Source organism: Pseudomonas rossensis (assembly GCF_039888995.1).
GTDB classification, from domain to species: Bacteria; Pseudomonadota; Gammaproteobacteria; order Pseudomonadales; family Pseudomonadaceae; genus Aquipseudomonas; species Aquipseudomonas rossensis.
In genome coordinates, this window is the sequence record NZ_JBBWCB010000090.1 from 1 (window position 1) to 23,170 (window position 23,170).

Below are 23,170 nucleotides of genomic sequence, written 5' to 3' on the forward strand. Positions count from 1 at the left end.
CGGTCCTGCTCCGTGGGCCCGCCGCCATCGGCCATCCATGGCCGGGGGCGGCTAACCCGGCATCCATGCCGGGTTGCCCACTGCGCAGAACCTCCACTCGGCCTCTCGAGGGGGCGGTGGATCAAGATCAAGAGCTGAAGGCGAGCTAACGCTTGGCCTGTTGAGTGATGAGGAGCATGCGTACACCCGCTCCCCCCGGTAGGAGCTGTCGAGTGAAACGAGGCTGCGATCTTTTGATCTTGCTGTGGCTGTGGCTGTGGCTTTTGATTTTTATCTTCTGCCCCTTTCCCAGAGGCCGAACGCAGGCGTTGCTCAGGGGGCACCGCGGCAAGGATGCCGCGGTAGCCGCCCCCGGCCATGGATGGCCGATAGCGCCGGCCCCCCGGAGCAATGCCTTCGTTACGGCATGCCGAGCCTGGGCGAGGCACCGAATGGCGGGGCAGGAGCCCTTGGTTACTTGGGGCTTTTCAAAGTGACTCGCTGTAAAAACGAAACCGCCAGTCGCCATGACCGAAGAAACGGATATGCCCCCGATCAAATAACCCGCCATACCCAATAGAAAACGCCCCGAACCAGTCAGGGCGTTTTATCAAAAGAGCAATTACTTCTCGGCGCGTTCTTTCAGGGCTTTCAGAGTATTGAACGGCGCATCAACCACAAACTTGTTAGCAACCATCGACGGAATGCTACCGCCCGGCTCGGTATGCACCTGATAGGTCACTTCAATCTGATCGCCCTTGGGCACGAACTTCCAGAAACCGTCGACCTTGGTAACCCGCACAAAGCCTTTTTCTTCAGGAATGTACTTCGGCACACCTTCAAGTTTGCGAGTCAGACTGCCATCGGCGCCTTCGGTGGTGGTGACATGCAACACCGAATCACGCGCGGTAACCGGCCAAGGCGTATTGAACTGGGTGTAGGTCCAGCTCTGATCACCTTCGTGCTTAAGCAATTTTTGGGTCTTGCACTCGTGAATCCAGGCGCAGGCCCCCGGCACGTCTTCCTGCAATGCGCGCAGTTTGGCCACGGTGGTCTTCATCAGCGTGACACCACGGTAGGCCTTGTAATCGGAGCCGGCCACCTCGCTCAAGGAGATCTTGATGCCGTCCTGTTCCTTGGCGACTTTCCAGTCTTCGGCCTGAGCAGCCGTGGTGGCGAGCATTACCGTCAAACCACACAGCACAGCCATACGTTGCAGCGAACCCATAGTCTTATTCCTTATTGTTGAAGATCCGTTCGTTGAACACATCACGCCGCCGTCATTTGCTCCCACCAACCCAGCAATTTGATCGCTTCGTCACTGCTGCTTCCGCAGACTTCGATGTCGGCTTCGAACGCCGAACACACTGCAGGACGTTCCGGCTTGCCGAAAATGCCGCACAGGTTATCGACAGAGAGTTGTACACAACGTTCTCCGGCGGGCTTGCCATTGGGCATGCCGGGAATCGGTGAACTGATGGAAGGGGCAATGCAACAGGCGCCACATCCTTCACGGCATTTCATGACGACGAGCTCCTCGCGACGGGCGATGTGTTAAAGGACGTGGCACAGAGTAACCGCTAAAACGCTTGTTTAAAATTACCTGGACCCGGGTTTTTCGCTCAAACGAGCGTGACTGACCAGTCTAAGAAATTATCGTTTGAACTCGAATTCCAGGGCTGCGCCTTCGACTTCATGACGCTCTTCGTTGCGCAGTTGCAACTGCATTTCGTTGCTGATCAGCCTCCCGTTGAGCTGAAACGGACCAGCCTTGTCACCAAACATTTGCGGCAATAGTGCATCGTGCCGTGGCAACGGTACCGTACCGATCGGTTTCAGCTCCTCGGCCATGTCTTGGGGCAGGCTCAAATCCAGGTCGGCCGAAGGAAGCTTGGTTTTCGCGATCTCACTGGCGGGTTTGGACTTGGATGCAATCGGCGGTCGCTTTTTCACCTTGGCCGCTTTCTTTTTGACCGGCGCGGCTTTCTTGACCGGTGCTGGTTTTTTCGAAGTGGCGCTGGCTGCCGGTTTTTCTTGAACGGAAGCCGCTAATACACCTTCGGCCTGGAAGGTCATCAGCAGGCAGATCGATAGCCAGACGGCGGGAAAAATCGGCTTCATGGACCCAACGATACAAACGGCAGGAGCCATATGCTCGCCTGTTGCACGCGACATGACAAGCTCGGGCAGGAATATCCTGCCCGCCCCCTCAAAAGCCGCCGACCATCTCCTGACAGAGCTGGGTGGCGAGCATGCCCAGGGTCATCAATGCACGTTCGGCTTCACGGTTCCAGGGTGTGCCGCAGTTCAGCCGAATGCAGTGGTTGAACTGCTCGGTGTTACTGAAAATCAGCCCCGGCGCGATGCTGATGCCCTGTTGCAACGCACGAACGTGCAGCTCCTGCGTGTTAACCCGCCCCGGCAGGCTGACCCACAGAATGAAGCCGCCGGTCGGCCGGGTCATCTGCGTGCCTTCCGGGAAGTATTGCTGCACCGCCAGCTGGAAAGCGCTGAGGTTCTTGCGGTACTCCTGACGGATGTAGCGCAAATGCCGGTCGTAACCACCGTTCTCCAGGTACGCCGCAATGCCCATCTGCGTGACGCTGCAGGCCGAATGGGTGCTGAAGGTCTGCAAACGCTGGATTTCCTGCTGGTACTTGCCGGCAATCATCCAGCCGATCCGCACGCCCGGCGACAGGGTTTTGGAGAAGCTTGAGCAATAGATCACCCGATCCAGCCGATCGTAGGCTTTGAGTGATTTGGTACGACCCTGCTCGAACATCAGTTCGCCGTAGATATCGTCTTCGACAATCTGGATATCGAAATCCGAGGCCAGGCGCAGTAGTTGCTTCTGCCGCTCTTCGGGCATGGTGCCGCCCAATGGATTGCTCAGACGAGTGGTCAGCACCAGCGCCTTGATCGACCATTGGTTGGCCGCCAGCTGCAAAGCTTCAAGGCTCATACCGGTGGCCGGATCGCTCGGAATCTCGATGACCTTGAGGCCCAGCAGGTCGGCCAGTTGCAGCAAACCGTAGTAGGTCGGCGACTCGGCGGCGATCAGGTCGCCCGGGCGGGTCAGCACTCGCAGCGACATCTGCAACGCATCAACGCAGCCGTGGGTGATCACCACTTCCGACGGATCAACCACCACGCCGGCATCGCGCATGCGGATCGCCACTTGTCGGCGCAACGGTTCGAAACCCGGGCTGAACATGTAGCTGAACGCCCGCGGGCTATGGAAACGGGTGACTTTGGCCAGTTGCTGATGCAGCGCCCGCACCGGCAGATAATCAACGCTCGGTACGGCTGCACCCAAGGGAAACACACCCTCGCGGCGGGATTCGACCAGAACTTGTTGGATGATGCTGCTGCGAGTGACCAGACCTGGACGCTCGACCCGGGCGATGTCCGGTGTCGGCGCGGTCAGGGCCGGGGTCTGGTGCACGTAATAACCGGACTGTGGCCGGGCGCGGATCAGCCCCTGATCCTCGAGGTTGGCGTAAGCCTGCAACACCGTCGCATGGCTGACGTTGAGCTGCGAGCTCATCTTGCGCACCGAAGGCACGCGCTCCCCCGGTTGATAGACGCCACGGCGGATGTCTTCGGCCAGTTGTTGAGCAATACGTTGGTAGAGCAAGAGATTGGTCATGACGCAGCACTCGATTTCACGGGCATTTTATTCTTGTGTGAAACAATACCGGAACAGTTTAGAAGTGTACTGGGACAGTTGCCACAATAGTCGACCGTACAGTGCAGTGTCAGCAAAAACTGTACTGTTTTGTGCGTTGATTAGCAGGCGTAAAAAAACCCGGCACTGACGGGCAGGCCGGGTTGTAGGAGCTTTCGAGTGAAACGAGGCTGCGATCTTTCCAGGCCCACTTGAGTATCAAGAGCAAGATCAAAAGATCGCAGGCTCCGCCAGCTCCTACCGGGCAGCGCCGAGCTGGCCTTTTTCGTCAGAGAACACAATTTCTACCCGACGGTTCTGTGCACGTCCCCGTTCGGAGGCGTTCACGTCGACCGGATATTCATCACCGTAGCCTTCGACCTGAATACGTTTATCGTCGATGCCCAAATCCATCAGCACGTCCGCCACCGATTGCGCACGGTCACGGGACAGCTTGAGGTTTTCCTGCTTGCCGCCGGTACTGTCGGCGTAGCCTTCGATGCGCACCACGCGCTTGGGGTTGAGCTGCAGGAACTGCACGATCTTCAACACCACGCGGTTCGCCGAGTTTTTCAACTCCGCTTCGCCCGTGTCGAACAGCACGTCGCCCAAGGTCATCACCAGGCCGCGGTCGGTCTGGGTGGTCGCCAACGCGACAATCTGTTCTTCGAGCCACTTGCCCTGCTGCTGCACGCTGAGCAGTTTGGATTCGCGCAGGGCCAGCTGCAGGCGCTGACGCTCCAGTTCGAGCTTCGCCGCACGTTCTTCGTTGAGTACCTGATTGGTGTGTTCGCGCGCGATTTCGCTATAGCGCTCACTCAGGTAAGCGTAATGCAGCACGTCCGATCCACTGCCCCAATAGCTGGACAGACGATCGGCACGGGCCAGCGACTCACCGGCGCGAATCACGTCCTTGGGCGCGATTCGCAGCACGTTGGAATCTTCCTTGACCTTCTGGAAGTCAGTACTGGCCTGCTGCAACGCGGCCTCGCTGTGCTGACCGGCACAACCATAGAGGCTGGCGCAGCCTGCCAGGATCAAACCGCCCAGGGCTTTGGTCTTGAGGCTCATTGGGCATCTCCCAGTTGCTTGCGCAGGCGAGTGATGCGGGTACTGAGCACGTTCAACTGCTCCTCGCTCTTGAGGGTCAGAACCCGGGCTTCGGCCAGACGCGCGTCCAGCTCGGCCTGCTCGGCCCGCATGCGCGCGTTCTTGAAGGATTGGTCGTTCATGCTGCCCTTGGCGCGGTTGAACTTGTCTTCGGCCAGTTTCATTTCCGGCACGTCGGCGGCGGTGGCGCCTACTGCCTTGGCCTGTTCGAGTGCCTGTTCGGTCAGGCGCATTTGTTCATTCGGCGCCGGATCGGCTGCACAACCCGCCAGAGCCAGAACGGCCAGGGCAGCGAAAAGAGGTCGAATACTCACTAAAAATCCCTACTGTTTTGGGGTACTGACAGGTTGTTGCTGCGGTTGTGAGAGCTGCGCCTTCCAGCGCTCGATATTGCGTTGCAGCACGGCTTCCGTCAGTCCGGACGCGGGCAATTCTGTCATCTTTTTGGCCAGCTGTCCGCGCAACCACGGATCGTTGCAGGCAGAGTTGTGGGAAACCGCGAGGAACAGACCGGGTTTGTCGATCGGTTGTGGACGGGCGAGCAGGTCGTTGGCCAGGTTAAGTGTCTGCGCAGCCGCCATGCCCGAGTAGCGTCCGGCAAGGACAAATCCCACCTCGCCCAGCAGCAATTTCTGAAAGGCCTGGGTCAGGTTAGGCGTACGGGCGAGGGTCAATTGCTGCTCGGCGAACACGCCAAATGCCGGGGTCATACGAGACTTTTCCGACAACGCGCCGGGATGTCCATGAAGGTCCTGCGCTTCGTTGTAGACCAGCGTCGAGTCTTTGCGGGTCCAGACCAGGTAATCGTTTTCCAGTAACGGCGGATGAATGTAATCCAGGGATTCCAGTTCACTGACCGTCAATGACGCATCCGCCAGCATGTCCATTCGCCCACTGCGCACTTCGTCCAGGGCCTGAGAGCGTTTGCCGGCGTAAAGCAGTTCGACCTTGATCCCCATCTCCCCCGCCACTTGCTGCAACAGGTCAGCACTGGCGCCGATCAGGTGCTTGGGGTTCTGCGGGTCTTGCCACAGGTACGGCGGCGCGTCCGGGCTGCCGGTCACCACCAGGCGTTCGCACTTGCCCGCGGCGACTGACAGCGCCGGCAACACCGTCAGCCCCATTAGCAAAGACCAGCCGTAAACGCGGCGCAGATCCATGGCGACACTCTCCCACTCAAATCCGGAACAAAAAAAAAGCCCGACCAAAAGGTCGGGCTCTTTATAAGTCAGGCCGCTGGATTAGACCAGCTTCTCGAACTCAGGGATGGCTTCGAACAAGTCCGCCACCAGGCCGTAATCGGCCACCTGGAAGATCGGCGCTTCTTCGTCCTTGTTGATCGCAACGATCACTTTGGAGTCTTTCATGCCGGCCAGGTGCTGGATCGCGCCGGAGATACCGACGGCGATGTACAGCTGTGGAGCAACGATCTTGCCGGTCTGACCGACCTGCATGTCGTTGGGTACGAAACCTGCGTCGACCGCGGCGCGGGAAGCACCGACGGCAGCGCCCAGCTTGTCAGCCAGGGCGTACAGGTGTTTGAAGTTGTCGCCGTTCTGCATGCCGCGACCGCCGGAAACGACGATCTTGGCAGCGGTCAGTTCCGGACGATCGGACTTGGCCAGTTCTTCACCGACGAAGCTGGAAATACCAGCATCGTGAGCAACCGCAACGGCTTCAACAGCCGCCGAACCACCTTCAGCCGCCACCGGGTCGAAACCGGTAGCACGCACGGTGATCACTTTGACCGCAGCGTTCGATTGAACGGTTGCGATGGCGTTACCGGCGTAGATCGGGCGCTTGAAAGTGTCAGCGCTTTCGACCGAGATGATCTCGGAGATCTGGTCAACGTCCAGCTGAGCGGCAACGCGCGGCAGAATGTTTTTGCCGTTGGAAGTGGCAGCAGCCAGGATGTGGCTGTAGCCCTTGCCCAACTCGGCCACCAGAGGAGCAACGTTTTCCGGCAGTTGGTGAGTGTAGGCGGCGTTATCGGCCACCAGCACTTTAGCCACGCCAGCGATTTTGGCAGCAGCTTCAGCCACGGCGCCAGCGCCCTGACCTGCAACCAGAACGTGGATGTCACCACCGATTTTAACGGCGGCAGCCACGGTGTTCAACGTGGCCGGGGCCAGCACTTTGTTGTCGTGTTCAGCGATTACCAAGATAGTCATGATTAGATTACCTTCGCTTCGTTTTTCAGTTTCTCGACCAGTTCAGCCACCGACTTGACCTTGATACCCGCGCTGCGTGCAGCCGGCGCTTCGACTTTCACGGTCTTGTTGGTGGAGGCGGTGGAAACGCCCAAAGCGTCCGGAGTCAGCACTTCGAGAGGCTTCTTCTTGGCTTTCATGATGTTTGGCAGGGACGCGTAGCGCGGCTCGTTCAAACGCAGGTCGGTGGTGACGATGGCCGGCAGTTTCAGGGAAACTGTCTGCGCGCCGCCGTCGACTTCGCGAGTCACGGCAACGGTGTCGCCGCTGATTTCGACTTTGGACGCGAACGTACCCTGACCGTAGCCGCTCAATGCCGCGAGCATCTGGCCAGTCTGGTTGTTGTCGCTGTCGATGGCTTGTTTGCCAAGGATCACCAGCTGAGGCTGTTCCTTGTCGACAACAGCCTTGAGCAGCTTGGCAACGGCCAGCGAAGTCAGGTCTTCAGCGGATTCGACGAGGATGGCGCGGTCGGCACCCAGAGCCAGCGCGGTGCGCAGTTGCTCTTGAGCGGTGGACGGGCCGATGGAGACGACGACGATTTCAGTCGCAACACCTTTCTCTTTCAGGCGTACGGCTTCTTCCACTGCGATTTCGCAGAACGGGTTCATCGACATCTTGACGTTGGCGAGGTCGACGCCGGAATTGTCCGCCTTGACGCGAACCTTGACGTTGTAATCCACAACGCGTTTGACAGCTACAAGAACCTTCATGGATTCCTCGTTACTCTCCGGTGAAAAGAAAGTCGCCTAGGCGAACCTGGCGGTTTGATGCTCATCGGCGCAAGGGCACCTCTAAAAACGCTGGCCGGTGTAAAGGTGAACCCTGCTCACGAGGTGAATGACCGTTCGTCAGTGGTGACTGACGAGTCATTCATTATCGCGGCGTGTAAACTGCGCGCCAGAACCTGCGCTACGCATCACCTTGTACTGCCATCGCCCTGTCTTTAGAGGTGCTCTTGAAACCAACAGTCAGCCTACGGCGAGCGCAAAACCGACCGTATCTTGACCGGAACGCCTATTCCGGTCAATACGGCAAAATGGCCAGTCATAAGCCGCGTGACTTTGATTTCTCTGGCTTTGAGCCGATTCAAACAAACGTTTGTATTGGACGCTAGGAGTGGTGTAGATATAATGCGCCACCTTAGAGAGAAAGGTGGCTCATCGATTGTCCTCTTCCTGCATTGCGCAGGGATTCATGGATGCGACACCAAACCTCCAATTAGAAAAAAAACTGTTGAGCCTTGAGTAGGAGATAACCTGTGGAACGCGAATACATGGAATTCGACGTGGTCATCGTCGGTGCCGGCCCCGCTGGTCTTTCCGCCGCCTGCCGCTTGAAGCAGAAGGCCTCTGAAGCCGGTAAGGAAATCAGCGTCTGCGTGGTCGAAAAAGGCTCCGAAGTCGGTGCTCACATCCTGTCCGGTGCCGTGTTCGAACCACGCGCCCTGAACGAATTGTTCCCGGACTGGAAAGAACTCGGCGCACCGCTGAATACGCCGGTCACCCGCGATGACATCTTCGTTCTCAAGAACGCTGACAGCGCGCAGAAGATTCCTGACCTCTTTGTGCCCAAGACCATGCACAACGAAGGCAACTACATCATCTCCCTGGGTAACCTGTGCCGCTGGCTGGCCCAGCAGGCCGAGAACCTGGGCGTGGAAATCTACCCCGGCTTCGCCGCTCAGGAAGCGCTGTTCGACGAGAACGGCGTGGTTCGCGGGATCATCACCGGCGATCTGGGCGTTGACCGCGAAGGTCATCCGAAAGAAGGCCTGTACACCCCAGGCATGGAACTGCGTGGCAAGTACACGCTGTTCGCCGAAGGTTGCCGCGGCCACATCGGCAAGCAACTGATCAAGCGCTTCAACCTCGACAGCGATGCCGACGCCCAGCACTACGGCATCGGCCTGAAAGAAATCTGGGAAATCGACCCGGCCAAGCATCAACCAGGCCTGGTGGTCCACACCGCCGGTTGGCCGCTGGATATCATGGGCACCGAGAACACCGGTGGCTCGTTCCTCTATCACCTGGAAAACAACCAGGTCGTAGTCGGTCTGATCGTCGACCTGTCTTACAGCAACACTTACCTGTCGCCGTTCGACGAGTTCCAGCGCCTCAAGCATCATCCGGTACTCAAGCAGTACCTGGAAGGCGGCAAGCGCATCAGCTACGGCGCTCGCGCCATCAGCAAAGGCGGCCTGAACTCGCTGCCGAAAATGGTCTTCAAGGGCGGCGCGCTGATCGGTTGCGACCTCGGCACCCTGAACTTCGCCAAGATCAAAGGCAGCCACACCGCGATGAAGTCCGGCATGCTCGCCGCTGAATCGGTGGCCGAAGCGCTGTTCGCTGAAAAGGACGGCACCGAAGAGCTGACCACTTACGTCGACGCGTTCAAGAAGAGCTGGCTCTACGACGAACTGTTCGCCAGCCGCAACTTCGGCCCGGCGATCCACAAGTTCGGCGCCATCGTCGGCGGCGGTTTCAACTGGCTCGACCAGAACATCTTCGGCGGCAAACTGCCGTTCACCTTGCACGACACCAAGCCGGATTACGCTTGCCTCAAGCTTGCGGCCGACTGCAAGAAGATCGACTACCCGAAACCGGACGGCAAAATCAGCTTCGACAAGCTCAGCTCAGTGTTCATCTCCGGTACCAACCATGAAGAAGAGCAACCGTGCCACCTGAAGCTGACCGATCCGAGCATCCCGATCGCCAAGAACCTGCCGCTCTACGATGAGCCTGCCCAGCGTTACTGCCCGGCCGGCGTGTACGAAGTGGTGACCAAGGAAGACGGCGAGAAGCGCTTCCAGATCAACGCCCAGAACTGCGTTCACTGCAAGACCTGCGACATCAAGGACCCTGCACAGAACATCACCTGGGTGGCGCCGGAAGGCTCTGGCGGCCCGACTTACCCGAACATGTAAGTCGAATGCCTGAACATCAAGGCTCCCGAACGGGGGCCTTTTTGTTGTCTATGATTCAAGCCACACCACAAACCAATGTGGGAGCGAGCTTGGTCCGGGCGGCGTTCCGACGATGGCGGCTTACTATTCAACATTGATGTCGACTGATACACCGCAATCGCGAGCAAGCTCGCTCCCACAGGGGGATCAGCGGTGTGTCAGGCAGCGCGTTCGTCGCCAGGGCTACGCTCAAAGTAGCGCTTGTACTCGCGACTGAACTGCGACGTACTCTGATACCCCACCCGATGCGCCACCTGCGCCACACCCAAACCCTCGGCGAGCAACAACTGCTGGGCCTTGAGCAAGCGCAAGCGCTTCAAGTACTGCACTGGCGACAACAACGTGCTGCGTTTGAAATGCTCATGAAACGTCGACGCGCTCATGTTCGCGCAACTGGCCAGCGTCTCGACGTTCAACGGCTCGGTGTAATGCGCATGCAGATGGCTGAGCGACGCCGCGATCCGGGCGAATTGCCCCTGTTGCTCGACCAGCGCCCGCAGCACATCGGCTTGCGGCCCGCGCAAGGCGACGAACAACAACTCGCGCAATCGCGCCTGCCCCATAACCTGGCATTCCAGCGGATCGTGCAGGCAACTTAACAGCCGTTCAACACAACCACGCATCGCATCGTCGAGCACCGCCGAGGTCATGGACTCTGGCGTTTGCGCCGCAATACTATGCCCCGGCGCCAGCCCCATGGCCAAGACCAACTCACCGAGCAACACCCGGTCAATGGCGATGGAAACGCCCAGCATCGGGCCATCGGGGGCTGAAAACGTCTCGCATTCGAACGGCACCGGCAATGCCTGAATCAAATAATGCCCGGCGCCGTACTCCAGCGTACGCGGCCCCAGATACGCCAACTTGCTGCCCTGGGCGATGATGACCAGACTCGGCTCGTAAATCTGCGGACCGCGAGCCACATCACAACTGGCCCGCAAAACCTGCACACCCGACAACGCCGTGGGCGCGAAACCATCGCGATTAGTCAAAGGCTGAATCAGCGAAACCAGCGTGGCATTGGCATCGAGATGACGGGTCAACAACATGAGGGCTCTTCACAAAAAAGTCGCGGAAATAGGGATGAAAGCATCATCGCAGGTCTGATGGCCAATGCGACCCATTGAAGGCTGATGCCGGAGGATTAGGCATGACACCCGGAGGAATTGCCATGGCCGGTGGCCGGTGCGGCGCCCAGAATGCGTCACCTCACCCGTCACAGCTTTTGCGAGGTTCATCATGTACACCGCCATCGGATACGCCGCCCAATCGGCTACCACTCCCCTCGCCCCCGTGAAATTCGAGCGCCGCAGCCCACGTGCTGACGACGTTGCGATCGATATTCTCTACTGCGGCGTCTGCCATTCCGACATCCATCAGGCACGCAACGAGTGGGGCATTGCCGTTTACCCCCTGATGCCCGGCCACGAGATCGTAGGCAAAGTTACCGCCATCGGTGCGAATGTCACCAAGCACAAAGTCGGCGATCTGGTCGGCGTCGGCTGCATGGTTGATTCGTGCCGCAGCTGCGAAGCCTGCCAGGCGAACCTCGAGCAATACTGCCTCGAAGGTCCGACCATGACCTATGCCACCCCGGACCGCATCGATGGCAGCAACACCATGGGCGGCTATTCCGACAGCATCGTGGTCAGCGAGCACTTCGTGGTGCGCATCCCCGAGAAACTCGACCCGGCCAGCGCCGCGCCGATTCTCTGTGCCGGCATCACCACCTATTCGCCGCTCAAGCACTACGGCGTGAAGGCGGGCGACAAGGTCGGGATTCTCGGCATGGGCGGCCTCGGCCACATGGGCATCAAGTTCGCCAAGGCGATGGGCGCGGAAGTGACGCTGTTCACCCGCTCGGCAAGCAAGGCTGAAGAAGGTCGTCGCCAAGGTGCGGACCACGTGATCGTGTCCACCGATGCCGAACAGATGAAGGCCGCCGCAGGACATTTCGACTTCCTGCTGGACACCATTCCGGTGCAGCACGACCTCAATCCCTACCTCGATACGTTGCGTTTCGACGGCGTGCACATTCTGGTGGGCTTGATCGAACCGGTCGATCCACCGGTCCACGCCGGCAAACTGGTGATGAGCCGTCGCGTATTGGCCGGCTCGCTGATCGGCGGCATCGCCGAAACCCAGGAAGTGCTGGATTTCTGCGCCGAGCACAACATTACCTGCGACATTGAAATGCTCGACATCCGCCAGATCAACGAGGCTTACTCCCGCATGATCGCGGGTGACGTGAAGTACCGCTTCGTCATCGATATGGCGACTCTGAAAGTCTAATCAGACTTTCGCGCCAAGCTCCGCCGAAAGCCGAGCCGTGACCCCTTTGATCAGGGGAATCAGCTCGGCCATTTTCTCCAGCGGCATATACGGCACGGTGCTGGCGATGCTGATGCCGGCAACGATGCGCTTGCTGGCATCACGGATCGGCGCCGCCACACAGCGGATCGACGGTTCGTTATCTTCCAGATCGAACGCATAACCGCCCGCCACATACTCGACCATGCGCTGCTGAAACTGCTCCCAGGACTGCTCCGGGTGCTGCGGCCAGAACTGATTTTTCCCACCCGCCGGCAAGCTGACTTCGTACAGCCGCAGCCATTCTTCCTGCGTGTCATCGAGCATCAACGCCTTGCCGATCCCGGTACGCGCCAACGGCATGCGATGGCCCACCCGCGAACGCATTTCCGGGCCATTGCGCCCCGGATTCTTGTGCAGGTACAGCACCTCGTCGCCTTCACGAATCGCCAGGTGAATGGTGTCACCCGTCAACGCCGACAACTCATCCAGATACGGCCCGGCCAATGTGACCAGCGGCAATTCTTCACGCGCCTGGAAGCCCAGCTCGATCAACTTCGGCCCCAACAGATAACCGACTTGCGGCAACACACGCAGATAACGCTCGTCCACCAGGCAACTGGCCAGACGATGCGTTGTGCTGCGTGTCGTGCCGATCAGCCGGGCGATCTCCTTGAGATCGCGGGCACCACTGGCCACGGCCTGAACCACACCCAATCCACGAAGCAGTGTCTGGGTGCCGGTCGGTGCGGCGTCCTTGGCGATTTTTGGGGCGTCTTCCTGCATATCCAGCCTTTACCGTTGAGCGAGTGAACGGGCGGCATTATGGTCGCCCGAATGCCGCAACTACAACTTGATACGCTCGACTTTGCCGACCAGCAATATGTAGGAAAGCGCACCAATCAACGCCAGAACCGAGATATAGGTGATCGCGGGAGCGAACGAATCACCGGTGGCGAGGAAACCGATGACGATCGGCGTGGTAATCGCCGACAGGTTGCCGATGAAGTTGAACACCCCACCGGTCAACCCGAGCAATCGCGCCGGGGCCAACGTTGACACCAGCGACCAGGTGATCGACGCCAACCCGTTACCGAAGAACGCCAACGCGAGGAAGGCAATCACCAGCGGTGTCGACTCAACGAAGTTGGCGCCGATGATCGAAGTGGAAATCAGCAGGCCGCCAATGATCGGCAACTTGCGGGCGAAACCCACGGTGTAGCCGCGGCGGATCAACCAGTCGGAGAAGAACCCCGAACAGAGCACACCGACGAAGGCGGCAAGAAACGGCAGCGACGCCAACAGGCCGGACTTGATGAAGTCCATACCGCGATATTTCACCAGGTAGGTCGGGAACCACGTCAGAAAAAACCACAACGTCGAGTTGAGGCAGAACTGGCCGAGGTAGATACCCCATAACTTACGTTTGGTCAGAACGATGCCGAGGTCGATCCAGCTGAATTTGGCTTTGACTTTGGCTTGTTCAGCCTGGATATCCACCAGCCCGCCACCTTCGCGGATCAGCTCGATTTCGGCGTCATTGGCGCCTTTGAAATCCCGTGGTTCGCGATACACCGCGTACCAGATGACCGCCCAGAGAATACCCACCGCACCGGTGCTGACAAACACCATGTGCCAACCATATTGATGCTGCAGCCAGGCCAATACCGGCGTCAGGAACGCAAGACCGACGAATTGCCCGGAGGTATAGAAACCAATGGCCGTGGCGCGTTCGCGCTCGGGGAACCAGGTAGTGACCACACGACTGTTGATCGGGTACGCCGGGGCTTCCAGCGCACCGACTGCCATGCGCAATACGAACAGTGCAATGAAGCTGGCGGCGAAGCCGAGCATCACCGTGGCGATCGACCATAGCAGCAGCGCGACGCTGTAAAGAATCCGCGGTGGAACCCGATCCACCAGCCAGCCGCCGGGGATTTGCATGGCAGCGTAGGTCCAGCCGAATGCCGAGAAAATCAGCCCGACGTGGATCGGGTCGATGCCCAGTTCGCTGGTGAGTGCCGGGGCGGCGATGGACAGGTTGCTGCGGTCCAGGTAGTTGATCACCACGGTGATAAACAGCAGCACCATGATGAAAAAACGCTTGCGACTGGGCGTCACCAACGACGCCTGCCCGGTGAGGGTTTGCGGTTGCATGGGGAATGCCTCTTCTTATGTTTATTGAGGTCGATGTAAAGGCTTGCACTGAACCCTTGTGGGAGCGAGCTTGCTCGCGATTGCGGTCGTTCATTCAACATTGATGTCGACTGACACACCGCTATCGCGAGCAAGCTCGCTCCCACAGTTGAACTGTGTTGGGTCAGAGAGAACTCACCACTCAGCAAAACTGCCATCGGCATGGCGCCAGATCGGGTTGCGCCAGCGGTGGCCGACGGCCGCGCGTTCGATCACGTATTCCTCGTTGATCTCGATCCCCAGGCCCGGGCCATTCGGGATCTTCACGAAGCCTTTGTCGTAGTCGAACACCCGCGGATCCTTGACGTAATCCAGCAGATCATTGCTCTCGTTGTAGTGGATGCCCAGGCTCTGTTCCTGGATGAACGCGTTGTAGCAAACCGCGTCCAGTTGCAAACACGCCGCCAACGCAATCGGCCCCAGTGGGCAATGCAGCGCCAGCGCCACGTCGTAGGCTTCGGCCATGTTGGCGATCTTGCGGGTTTCGGTGATGCCGCCGGCGTGAGACGCATCCGGCTGAATGATGTCGACATAACCTTCGCTGAGCACACGCTTGAAATCCCAGCGTGAGAACAGCCGCTCACCGAGGGCGATCGGGGTGCTGGTCAGCGGCGCCAATTCTTTCAGCGCTTCGTAGTTTTCGCTGAGTACCGGCTCTTCGATGAACATCAGCTTGTACGGATCAAGCTCCTTCATCAGCACCTTGGCCATGGGCTTGTGCACCCGGCCATGGAAGTCCACGCCGATGCCGACGTTCGGCCCCACCGCATCGCGCACGGCCGCGACGTTGGCCAGGGCCAGGTCGACTTTCTCGAAGGAGTCGAGGAATTGCAGCTCTTCAGTGCCATTCATTTTCACCGCAGTGAAACCACGTTCGACGGCCTCTTTCGCGGCCCGAGCGGTGTCCGCCGGGCGGTCGCCGCCGATCCACGAATAAACGCGAATCTTGTCCCGCACCTGACCACCGAGCAGGTCGCTAACCGACACACCCAGGGCTTTACCCTTGATGTCCCACAACGCCTGGTCGATACCGGCCAACGCGCTCATGTGGATCGCGCCACCCCGGTAGAAACCGCCACGGTAGAGCACGGTCCAGATGTCTTCGATGTTGCGTGGGTCTTTGCCGATCAGGTAGTCGGACAATTCTTCAACGGCAGCGGCAACCGTTTGCGCGCGACCTTCGACCACGGGCTCGCCCCAGCCGGTCACGCCCTCGTCGGTTTCGACTTTGAGGAAGCACCAGCGCGGCGGAACGATGAAGGTGGTCAGCTTAGTGATTTTCATCTTTTTGTCTCTCTTATAGATATAGCGCGCTCGGCGCCAAAAAGTCTTAACGCAGAGCGTTCCATGCAGCGACATATGCCTTGGCGTTTACTGCCACTTCCTCTGGTGTCATACCCGGCTTGAACAACCCCGAACCGAGGCCGAAACCTTTGACGCCCGCGTCGATAAACACCTGCATGTTGTCCGGCGTGATCCCGCCGACCGGCGCCAGAATCGTTCCCGCAGGCAGCACCGCGAGCCAGGCTTTGACGACTGCCGGGCCCATCTGCTCGGCCGGGAACATCTTCAGCACGTCCGCCCCTTCGGCCAATGCTGCGAAGGCCTCAGTCGGCGTCGCCACACCCGGCGACAGGAACAACCCCGCCGCTTTCGCTGCGCGCAACACCTTGGCATCGCTGTGCGGCATGACGATCACCTGACCGCCTGCCGCTTTCACTTGCTCGACCTGCTCCGGCGTCAGCACCGTGCCCGCGCCGATCAGGCAATCGGCAGGCAAGGTACTGCGCAGGATGCGGATACTTTCGTACGGTTCAGGGGAATTAAGCGGCACTTCGATGACGCGAAATCCGGCGGCGTAAAGCACTTCGCCGATGGCTGCTGCTTCTTGCGGGCGCAGGCCACGCAAAATCGCGATCAGACCGTTTTGCGCCAATGCTTGCTTGAGCATGTCAGACCTCCAGTCAGGTTTAACGGGATGAGTGTGATGTGATCAGTCCGGCGGCAACCGCCAACTGCCACAAGCCGCGTTCGGTGGCCTGTTCGGCCAGGGTCACCCGGGCAAAACCACAGGCGTCGAGCGCCCGGCTGTAGCGGGCACAGAGTTGGGAATTTCCGATGAGGATGATCGCCGGCAGATGAACGCTGTTGCGTCGGCGTCGCTGAACACTCGCCAACGCTGACAGTTCATGGCCGATCAACAAGCCGGACAAGTAATCCGGTTGGGCAGTGGCGCTGAGTTCGCCCGTCAACCCGAGGCTGCGGGCACTGAACAATGTCGACAACGGCCCGATCTCGCCATCCGCCGACAGAGCCACCTGCACGCCACGATCAAAGGCTTGGCCATCGAAGGACGCGCCCTTTTGCTGAGTGCGCCCGAGAATGCTGTGCTCGCTGAGCACGGCGAAGACTTCGCCGGTCATGAAGGTATCGAACTGCACGATGCAGCCGTCGGCCACCTCCACCCACTTCGAATGACTGCCCGGCAGGCCGATCAACAGATCACCACCCGCCTCGGCCGGTAGATTCTGCAGCACACCAAGCACCTGGGTTTCTTCGCCGCGCATCACGTTTGGCAAACGAGACCGCTGAATCACGCCCGGCACGATGTGCACATCGACACCGCGAAGACTGCGAACCGTTTGTAGGGAGATTCCGAGATTGGCGACGTTCGCCGGCGTATCGCGGTAGGCCGCTTCACGCCAGCCTTGTGCGCTGCCGACCATGCCGCAAGCAATCACCGGCAAATCGGGCTGCGCGTCGAGCCAGTCACCGCAGGCCTCATCGAAGGCCAGTTCAAAACCGTCGGCACATTCCTGACCCGCGATCATTCGCGGCGTCCTGGGCAGCTGCATGATCCCCGACGACAGCGAACGCTGTTCGAGCACCTGGCCACCCGCGGCGAGTTTGTAAGCACGTAATGAGGTTGTCCCCCAATCGAGCGCGATCAATTGCGCCAGCATCGCTTCACCTGTTTTGTTTAAAGGCAGTGAGTGAGCTGGACTATAGGCCTTCCGGAGCGAAAATCTCAATATGTAATTTAGAATCCCATATTTTGGGATATTGCTTTCTGGCCTCTCCTTCAGGTTTGGATGGACCACTGACTTTGCGACCATCCTCCGCGCCGTTTTGCATTCAGTACTTAGCGATCTCTCGTAACAAATCTTTCGTAGGAACCTGCATCTCTTCCGAAAAATAGGTTTTGTAAGAATAGGCATTGATTCTAACTTTGCAGGTAATTGACGCCTGCTCGGCCAATAGCGAACTAAGAGCTTCGCTTTTCATCACAGCATCGTTTGTCGAACTCTTGACTTCACTAAATATTAAATCAGCCTTAAGCACCTGTTCACCACCCTGCTGAACAGTTTCAATAAACCCCTCCCCGTATTGGTGGATGCGGTGAGCCACTGAAAAATCAGTATCACCGTCCAAGGAGCAAATTAATGTCTGACTTATCTTTGATTTAAACAAATTCACCACATCTACATTTGACGTAAAGCTAACTTGATATATACGTTTGTCTTGATAGCGCTCGACGCTGACGTACTCCAATTTAGCAATGGGCTTACCATGATTCATTGCGCATGAAGCGCACAGCATGAACATTAAACACAGGAGCAATCTAGGCACATTTTTTTCCTTTGAAGTGTTCAACTATCGACTCCATTAAAATATCCCTGGCCGACTTACCGCATTCAAGCACGGCGATGTAAATCGCCCACGCGTCGGCATGATTAACATCAACACGACCGTTCATATTTGGACCGGATGCCATATTCCACTGTTCACCAAAATCGGCCACAAGGTCGGAAAAATTCCAATCCTTGGCATCTGCTCTCACGTTGACCCAGTACTCTGCCTTTGGTTTGGGTTCTTGCTGATAGATACTCGAGATCCCATAGACAATTTTTCCTTCACCCACAGGATCAAGCGTGACTAAAACCGGAATTCTATACCCTCGATTACTTAACACTGCTGATAGGTGAGCACCATTCCATCCACCCAGGCTGTGACCCACTATATATACAGGCGTTGTTAGATCCGGCGCCTTGGCCAGAACATTGGCCTGAAGCCCTTCATCAGTTAAAAAATCGTTATAACTAAGATGATGCGCCTCATAGGTATCAGCAAGGCCTTCAATTTCCATATTTTTAATGAAGATTTTGCGAGCTTCCACGACGTTATTATTGGGCCCCGTCAGATAGTAACTTTCCTTGTCACCGGCCCCACCGACAAAAAATACAACGATGTTCTTGGGGGTAACTGACGCTTGTTTAACAGTACCATCCGTTTTACACGTCAAGTCATGAGTCACCACCAGTTTCTGACATCCCTTCAATGCAGGATTTTCGGCTCCCGTTTCCTGCTACTCCACGAACAATTTAATGGTTTCGGGGACATGCGAACTTACCATATGGGTAAAGCCCGCTTCATTCGTGATGCCATGCTCCACACGTCCGTCTCCGCGTTGAATGGCGTAAGGATAGTTAGGCATAGGTTCGCCCGTGATCTCATTGATCACTTGCATCCGGTCATTGAAGTGCACCGGCATCGGCAACAACCCACTAAACGCAGCGCCTCCGCCACTCTGGCCAATAATTACCGTGCCGGAGCCGCCAACGACCACGTTGCCGTGACCACCCGTACTGTCGAGCGTTGCGGCGTTGAGACCGTTGATGAATACCGTTCCGGACACGGCACCGGTGATCGGGCTGCCGCAGGCGGATTTGTCGGTCATGCGGGCCGCGGCGAGGCCGTCGAAGAAAACGTCCGGTGAGCCGGACACGATCGGGTTAGTGCCATGGCCCCGCAACGGGCACGCGGTTGGGTCGGTGACGCGCGCAGCGGGTTTTCCACTGAAGTCAAAGCTCCTTGCTTCTGAAGTTCAGGGGGAAGGTGATAGATATCGATGTCGGTCGCGGCGAAGCGCCAGCGATTGTCGATCGGGTCGAACAGCGCATGACAATTGTCGCGACTGTCGGAAAATGTGGCGTTGTGAAGGGTTTGCCAGGCTTCGTCGACCTGCCATCGCAAATCAGCACCCGAAACGTTGTCGAGGTCATTGAGCAAGGTGTTGTAGTCCCGCAGACCAATCCGGTCGTAGGTGGTTTGCAATAGACAGGCCATTTGCGGACCGAACTCGACGTAGTGTTCCGAGGTCCATTGGCCGATGTCGGAATAGACGTACCAGCCCATTGGTACCAGCGCTCCGTCATTCAGCAGACATTGACCTGTCTGGGCGACGAAGCCACAGCAGACATGCAGCGCCAGCCAGCCCTGATGTTCCTGGATAAACGAGTTCGGATCGAACGTGCGAAGGGGTACGACGCGGTACTCTTCAAGACCGCGACTGCGCGTCATCAACTCGGCGTCCAGACGCGAAACGAAGGCCCGAATCGCCTTACCACCCGTGTGGTTGAGGGTGCAAAGAATATCCACCGATTGGCGATGGAGGTCGTCAGTCGAGCCAAGTTTTTTGACCAGACCATACAAACGCATATTCGCCCGGTCCGCTCATCGCCCGTCACTCATTGATGCGGCGAAGGCTCCACGGGCGTGGAGATAAAGTGCCAAAGGCATTGCAGGTGTCGTCCGTGAGCGCGCAAAAGGCGCACAGAATGCCGGACTAGAGCGGTGGCGACAACTGATTCAGCAGCCCATTGCCATCAGTGATCACCGCCCCTCGGCAAACTCCCGCAACACTGCCCCATCCATCCGATACCGCACCCACTCTTCCTGCGGCTGCGCACCCAACGACTTGTAGAACTCGATCGCCGGTTTGTTCCAGTCCAGCACGCTCCACTCAAAGCGACCGCAATCATTGGCGCAGGCGATTTTCGCCAGATGACGCAGCAAGGTTTTGCCTGCGCCGCCGCCACGTTGTTCGGGGGTGATGTAGAGGTCTTCGAGGTACAGGCAGTTGCTGCCGAGCCACGTGGAATAACTGAAGAAGAACACCGCAAAGCCGATTGGCGAGCCATCGCGCAGGCAGATCAGCCCGTGGGCGGTGGCGCCTTCGCTGAACAGGCTGCGCTCGATGTCGGCGACGCTGGCGATGACTTGGTGGCGGGCACGTTCGTAGTCGGCCAGTTCAGTGATGAACCCGAGGATTTGCGGTGCATCGCTCGGGGTCGCCGGGCGGATCTCGATCGTCATGGACGTGCCTTCGTCAAAAGTTGAAAACGCCATACTAAGTCGGCGCGCGGCGCTCGTCACACTGGAAATTCAAAGCTGATCCATGGAGCATGTCGCTACAAAAGACGTTTTCACTTAACAGGATGTTTATGAACACTGATGCTTTCGCGCCACTGCAACTTCTCGCTGCGCAACTGCTGCCCCACGCGCTGGAGCCGTCGGAAGATGGCGCTCACGATCTGTCGCACTTGCAGCGGGTCTGGCACAACGTGCGTACGCTTCACGCTGAAGAAGGTGGCGATCTTGAGGTGCTGCTGGCGTCAGTGCTGTTGCACGATTGCGTGGCGGTAGAGAAGAACTCGCCGCTGCGTTCTCAGGCGTCGCGGCTGGCCGCCGAGAAGGCATCGAAATTGTTGGCGGACATGGCCTGGCCAGACGCAAAAGTCAGCGCAGTTGCCCATGCCATCGAAGCGCACAGTTTTTCCGCCAACATCGCGCCGACCACGCTCGAAGCAAAAATCATGCAGGACGCCGACCGCCTCGACTCCCTTGGCATGCTCGGCGTGGCGCGAACCTTTTACATCGCCGGACGTATGGGCAGCGCGTTGTACGACCCAGAGGATCCCGAGGCGAAGGACCGGGAGTACGATGACAACCGTTTTTGCCTCGACCATTTCCAGACCAAACTGCTGCACCTGGCGGATGGATTCCAGACAACCACCGGCCAGCGTCTGGCACAGACTCGCCACGAACGGTTGAAGGGTTTCATGGAGCTGTTCAAGGAAGAAATAGGCGTCTGCTAAACGTATTACTCCGGCCAACACTAACCCTGAAATCAATAACCTCAGACCTAACATCGACGCCTTGCGTGATAGATAGATGAAGCTCTCTTCTATCGGGTCAAGGAACCGCGTCATGTCTAGCGCAACACCCCCAGTCTCCAGCAGGTTGTTCGGCCTGTTTTGCCTGGCCAGCTTTTTGCTGTCGCTGTCCTACGGCTCCACATTTTTGTTGTCGCTTTTGATCGGTTCACGCGGTGGCAACGAACACGACGCCGGCAGTGTGATTTCGGCGGCGATGCTGAGCACGTTTGCGGCGGTGATTGTCTCCGGGCACTTGTCTGATTTACTCGGTGCGGCACGGTCGATTGCGCTGTTCGGCGTCTTGCTGGTGGCCGCCAGCCTGGGCTTCGCCCTGACACCAGGTTTCGGCAATCTGCTGTTGTTTTTCGGACTCTTGCTGGGGCTGGGTTGGGGCGTGTTCTATACCCTCGGCCCAATCATTGTGGCGAGTCTGGTAACGCCCGCCCAACGCGCGAAATACTTTGCGCTGCTATCGGGCAGCATGATGACCGGGATCGGCAGCGGTCCATTGTTGGGGCGCGCCGCGAGCGCTCTCGGGTATCCGATCACCGCGGCGTTTTATCTCGCGGCGCTGGCCAGTCTGATCGGCGTGTTGCTGTTTTGGCGGTTGGATTCGCAGCTGAAAAAAACGCCGGGCCACTCGGCAGCGGTGTCACGAATTTCATGGCTTGCAGCGGCGCAAGTGCTGTCGTCCAGAGCGGTGTTTCCGATCATCATGGTCGGCCTCGGTGGTTGCGTTTTCGGCGGTCTGTCGAGTTTTCAAACCAGCTACGCCGCCGCGCGTTCACTCGACTATTCATTGTTCTTCCTCGGCTTCATGAGCGCAGCGATCAGCAGTCGAATGCTGATCGCCGGTTTCGTGGTCAAGCGCGACCCGTTCTGGGCGTCCTGCCTGCTGTCGGGCTTGATGATGGGCTCGATCCTGTTGTTCGGGTTTGTCGTCGACGACGGGCTCAGCTACGTGCTGGCGGCGGTGATGCTCGGGGTCGGTTACGGGCTGACCTATTCGGTGATCAACGGCCTCGCGGCCAACGAGGCACCGCACGGCACCACCGCGCAATCCTTGCTACTGTTCAGCCTGTCCTACTTTATCGGCGTGTTTGGTTTTCCGTTGCTGGCCGGGAAAATCATCGTCGAACAGGGGATGGCGACGCTGTTGCTCACGGTATTGGCGGTTGCTGTACTGAATTGGCTGATCAGCGTCGGCCGGCTGGTCTGGCGCCGAGCCGTTACCAGCAAAACATTGCAGCAGGCCTAGACCGTTCGTCGTTCATCAGGCACCAATCCAAATCGGGGGCGGACCAACGTCAAGTAAGGACTCTAATTAAATGGACCTATCCACATCCATGAAGAGGTAACCATGAACGCCGATAAAAACCTTGAGAAAGAAGTCCTGACCCGTCTGCTGCATGCCCATCCAAGCGGCTTGGGCAGAGAGGTCCTGGACAATTACCGGGGGGAGAGAGTCGTGGCCAGCACCCTCGCCACGCTGCAGGATCGTGGATTGATCCAGCATGGTCATGTGATCTGCAACGAGGCCGGTGAGCACTCGTTGAACTTGCCGATCAAACTCAGTGCCGCAGGCGTTGAGGCGGCGCGCAAGCTGGACGTTTAGAAAGACGAATCAGGTCGCAGTCGTGCGCGGCTGCGACCGGGTAAGGTCAGGATTGATGGTGAATCTTATGGCCCCATCGCCGGAACGCCGCCCGGAGCAAGCTCGCCCCCACACTGAATC

Annotated in this window: 25 protein-coding genes; 5 read left to right on the forward strand and 20 right to left on the reverse strand. The window is 58.3% G+C overall.

What is annotated here, in order from left to right; translation table 11 throughout:
• Positions 1 to 601: 601 nt before the first annotated feature.
• From WLY71_RS21190 to WLY71_RS21230, 9 genes are all read right to left on the reverse strand, one after another.
• Complete coding sequence (locus WLY71_RS21190) at positions 602 to 1,207, reverse strand: START domain-containing protein (RefSeq protein ID WP_347805086.1); 606 nt, start codon at positions 1,205 to 1,207, stop codon at positions 602 to 604.
• Between the two features lie 41 nt (positions 1,208 to 1,248).
• Positions 1,249 to 1,503, reverse strand: a complete 255-nt coding sequence (locus WLY71_RS21195) for a YkgJ family cysteine cluster protein (protein WP_056745406.1) — start codon at positions 1,501 to 1,503, stop codon at positions 1,249 to 1,251.
• A gap of 129 nt (positions 1,504 to 1,632) precedes the next feature.
• Complete coding sequence (locus WLY71_RS21200) at positions 1,633 to 2,100, reverse strand: translation initiation factor 2 (RefSeq protein WP_347805087.1); 468 nt, start codon at positions 2,098 to 2,100, stop codon at positions 1,633 to 1,635.
• Between the two features lie 88 nt (positions 2,101 to 2,188).
• Positions 2,189 to 3,628, reverse strand: coding sequence for an aminotransferase-like domain-containing protein (locus WLY71_RS21205; RefSeq protein ID WP_008146981.1), 1,440 nt, complete (start codon positions 3,626 to 3,628; stop codon positions 2,189 to 2,191).
• A gap of 276 nt (positions 3,629 to 3,904) precedes the next feature.
• The gene (locus WLY71_RS21210) at positions 3,905 to 4,717 is read right to left on the reverse strand and encodes an OmpA family protein (protein ID WP_123364827.1); all 813 of its coding nucleotides are present in this window, start codon (positions 4,715 to 4,717) and stop codon (positions 3,905 to 3,907) included.
• Positions 4,714 to 5,070: a DUF4398 domain-containing protein gene (locus WLY71_RS21215; RefSeq protein WP_347805088.1), complete on the reverse strand. Its 357-nt coding sequence runs from the start codon at positions 5,068 to 5,070 to the stop codon at positions 4,714 to 4,716. Before WLY71_RS21215 ends, WLY71_RS21210 begins: the two co-directional genes overlap by 4 nt.
• Positions 5,071 to 5,079: 9 nt before the next feature.
• Positions 5,080 to 5,916 (reverse strand): substrate-binding periplasmic protein, encoded by an 837-nt coding sequence (locus tag WLY71_RS21220; protein ID WP_347805089.1) that lies wholly within the window; start codon positions 5,914 to 5,916, stop codon positions 5,080 to 5,082.
• Between the two features lie 81 nt (positions 5,917 to 5,997).
• Positions 5,998 to 6,927, reverse strand: coding sequence for an electron transfer flavoprotein subunit alpha/FixB family protein (locus WLY71_RS21225; protein WP_347805090.1), 930 nt, complete (start codon positions 6,925 to 6,927; stop codon positions 5,998 to 6,000).
• A gap of 2 nt (positions 6,928 to 6,929) precedes the next feature.
• Positions 6,930 to 7,679, reverse strand: coding sequence for an electron transfer flavoprotein subunit beta/FixA family protein (locus WLY71_RS21230; protein WP_056745417.1), 750 nt, complete (start codon positions 7,677 to 7,679; stop codon positions 6,930 to 6,932).
• A 548-nt stretch (positions 7,680 to 8,227) separates the two neighbouring features.
• Here WLY71_RS21230 and WLY71_RS21235 point away from each other — a divergent pair.
• Positions 8,228 to 9,892, forward strand: coding sequence for an electron transfer flavoprotein-ubiquinone oxidoreductase (locus WLY71_RS21235; protein ID WP_347805091.1), 1,665 nt, complete (start codon positions 8,228 to 8,230; stop codon positions 9,890 to 9,892).
• A gap of 197 nt (positions 9,893 to 10,089) precedes the next feature.
• Here the strand turns inward: WLY71_RS21235 and WLY71_RS21240 are convergent, their stop codons facing one another.
• On the reverse strand, positions 10,090 to 10,980 hold the full coding sequence (locus tag WLY71_RS21240) for an AraC family transcriptional regulator (protein WP_347805092.1): 891 nt from the start codon (positions 10,978 to 10,980) through the stop codon (positions 10,090 to 10,092).
• Positions 10,981 to 11,170: 190 nt separating this feature from the next.
• On the opposite strand from WLY71_RS21240, the gene WLY71_RS21245 reads away from it, so the two are divergent.
• Positions 11,171 to 12,223: an NAD(P)-dependent alcohol dehydrogenase gene (locus WLY71_RS21245; protein WP_347805093.1), complete on the forward strand. Its 1,053-nt coding sequence runs from the start codon at positions 11,171 to 11,173 to the stop codon at positions 12,221 to 12,223.
• Here the strand turns inward: WLY71_RS21245 and WLY71_RS21250 are convergent, their stop codons facing one another.
• The 10 genes from WLY71_RS21250 to WLY71_RS21295 all read right to left on the reverse strand — a co-directional run bounded on the left by WLY71_RS21250 (position 12,224) and on the right by WLY71_RS21295 (position 20,593).
• Complete coding sequence (locus WLY71_RS21250; RefSeq protein WP_347805094.1) at positions 12,224 to 13,027, reverse strand: IclR family transcriptional regulator; 804 nt, start codon at positions 13,025 to 13,027, stop codon at positions 12,224 to 12,226. It lies immediately after the preceding gene.
• Between the two features lie 60 nt (positions 13,028 to 13,087).
• Positions 13,088 to 14,398, reverse strand: coding sequence for an MFS transporter (locus tag WLY71_RS21255; RefSeq protein WP_123364820.1), 1,311 nt, complete (start codon positions 14,396 to 14,398; stop codon positions 13,088 to 13,090).
• 174 nt (positions 14,399 to 14,572) lie between these two features.
• On the reverse strand, positions 14,573 to 15,721 hold the full coding sequence (gene dgoD, locus WLY71_RS21260; protein ID WP_347805095.1) for a galactonate dehydratase: 1,149 nt from the start codon (positions 15,719 to 15,721) through the stop codon (positions 14,573 to 14,575).
• Between the two features lie 46 nt (positions 15,722 to 15,767).
• On the reverse strand, positions 15,768 to 16,388 hold the full coding sequence (locus WLY71_RS21265; RefSeq protein ID WP_095132093.1) for a 2-dehydro-3-deoxy-6-phosphogalactonate aldolase: 621 nt from the start codon (positions 16,386 to 16,388) through the stop codon (positions 15,768 to 15,770).
• Between the two features lie 19 nt (positions 16,389 to 16,407).
• Entirely contained in the window at positions 16,408 to 17,400 is a 993-nt protein-coding gene (locus WLY71_RS21270) for a 2-dehydro-3-deoxygalactonokinase (RefSeq protein ID WP_347805096.1), read from the reverse strand.
• 172 nt (positions 17,401 to 17,572) lie between these two features.
• Positions 17,573 to 18,091 (reverse strand): hypothetical protein, encoded by a 519-nt coding sequence (locus WLY71_RS21275; protein WP_347805097.1) that lies wholly within the window; start codon positions 18,089 to 18,091, stop codon positions 17,573 to 17,575.
• Positions 18,060 to 18,752, reverse strand: coding sequence for an alpha/beta hydrolase (locus tag WLY71_RS21280; protein WP_347805098.1), 693 nt, complete (start codon positions 18,750 to 18,752; stop codon positions 18,060 to 18,062). The genes WLY71_RS21275 and WLY71_RS21280 overlap by 32 nt, the downstream gene beginning before the upstream one ends.
• 51 nt (positions 18,753 to 18,803) lie before the next feature.
• Entirely contained in the window at positions 18,804 to 19,250 is a 447-nt protein-coding gene (locus WLY71_RS21285; protein WP_347805099.1) for a PAAR domain-containing protein, read from the reverse strand.
• A complete protein-coding gene (locus WLY71_RS21290) occupies positions 19,172 to 19,936 on the reverse strand; it encodes a hypothetical protein (RefSeq protein ID WP_347805100.1) in 765 nt (254 codons plus the stop codon). The genes WLY71_RS21285 and WLY71_RS21290 overlap by 79 nt, the downstream gene beginning before the upstream one ends.
• 174 nt (positions 19,937 to 20,110) lie before the next feature.
• On the reverse strand, positions 20,111 to 20,593 hold the full coding sequence (locus tag WLY71_RS21295) for a GNAT family N-acetyltransferase (RefSeq protein WP_347805101.1): 483 nt from the start codon (positions 20,591 to 20,593) through the stop codon (positions 20,111 to 20,113).
• A gap of 128 nt (positions 20,594 to 20,721) precedes the next feature.
• Between WLY71_RS21295 and WLY71_RS21300 the strand changes: the two genes are divergently transcribed.
• The 3 genes from WLY71_RS21300 to WLY71_RS21310 all read left to right on the forward strand — a co-directional run bounded on the left by WLY71_RS21300 (position 20,722) and on the right by WLY71_RS21310 (position 23,050).
• The gene (locus tag WLY71_RS21300) at positions 20,722 to 21,375 is read left to right on the forward strand and encodes an HD domain-containing protein (RefSeq protein ID WP_347805102.1); all 654 of its coding nucleotides are present in this window, start codon (positions 20,722 to 20,724) and stop codon (positions 21,373 to 21,375) included.
• 112 nt (positions 21,376 to 21,487) lie between these two features.
• Positions 21,488 to 22,693, forward strand: coding sequence for an MFS transporter (locus WLY71_RS21305; protein WP_347805103.1), 1,206 nt, complete (start codon positions 21,488 to 21,490; stop codon positions 22,691 to 22,693).
• Positions 22,694 to 22,795: 102 nt separating this feature from the next.
• Complete coding sequence (locus tag WLY71_RS21310; protein WP_347805104.1) at positions 22,796 to 23,050, forward strand: hypothetical protein; 255 nt, start codon at positions 22,796 to 22,798, stop codon at positions 23,048 to 23,050.
• The last annotated feature ends 120 nt before the right edge of the window (positions 23,051 to 23,170 follow it).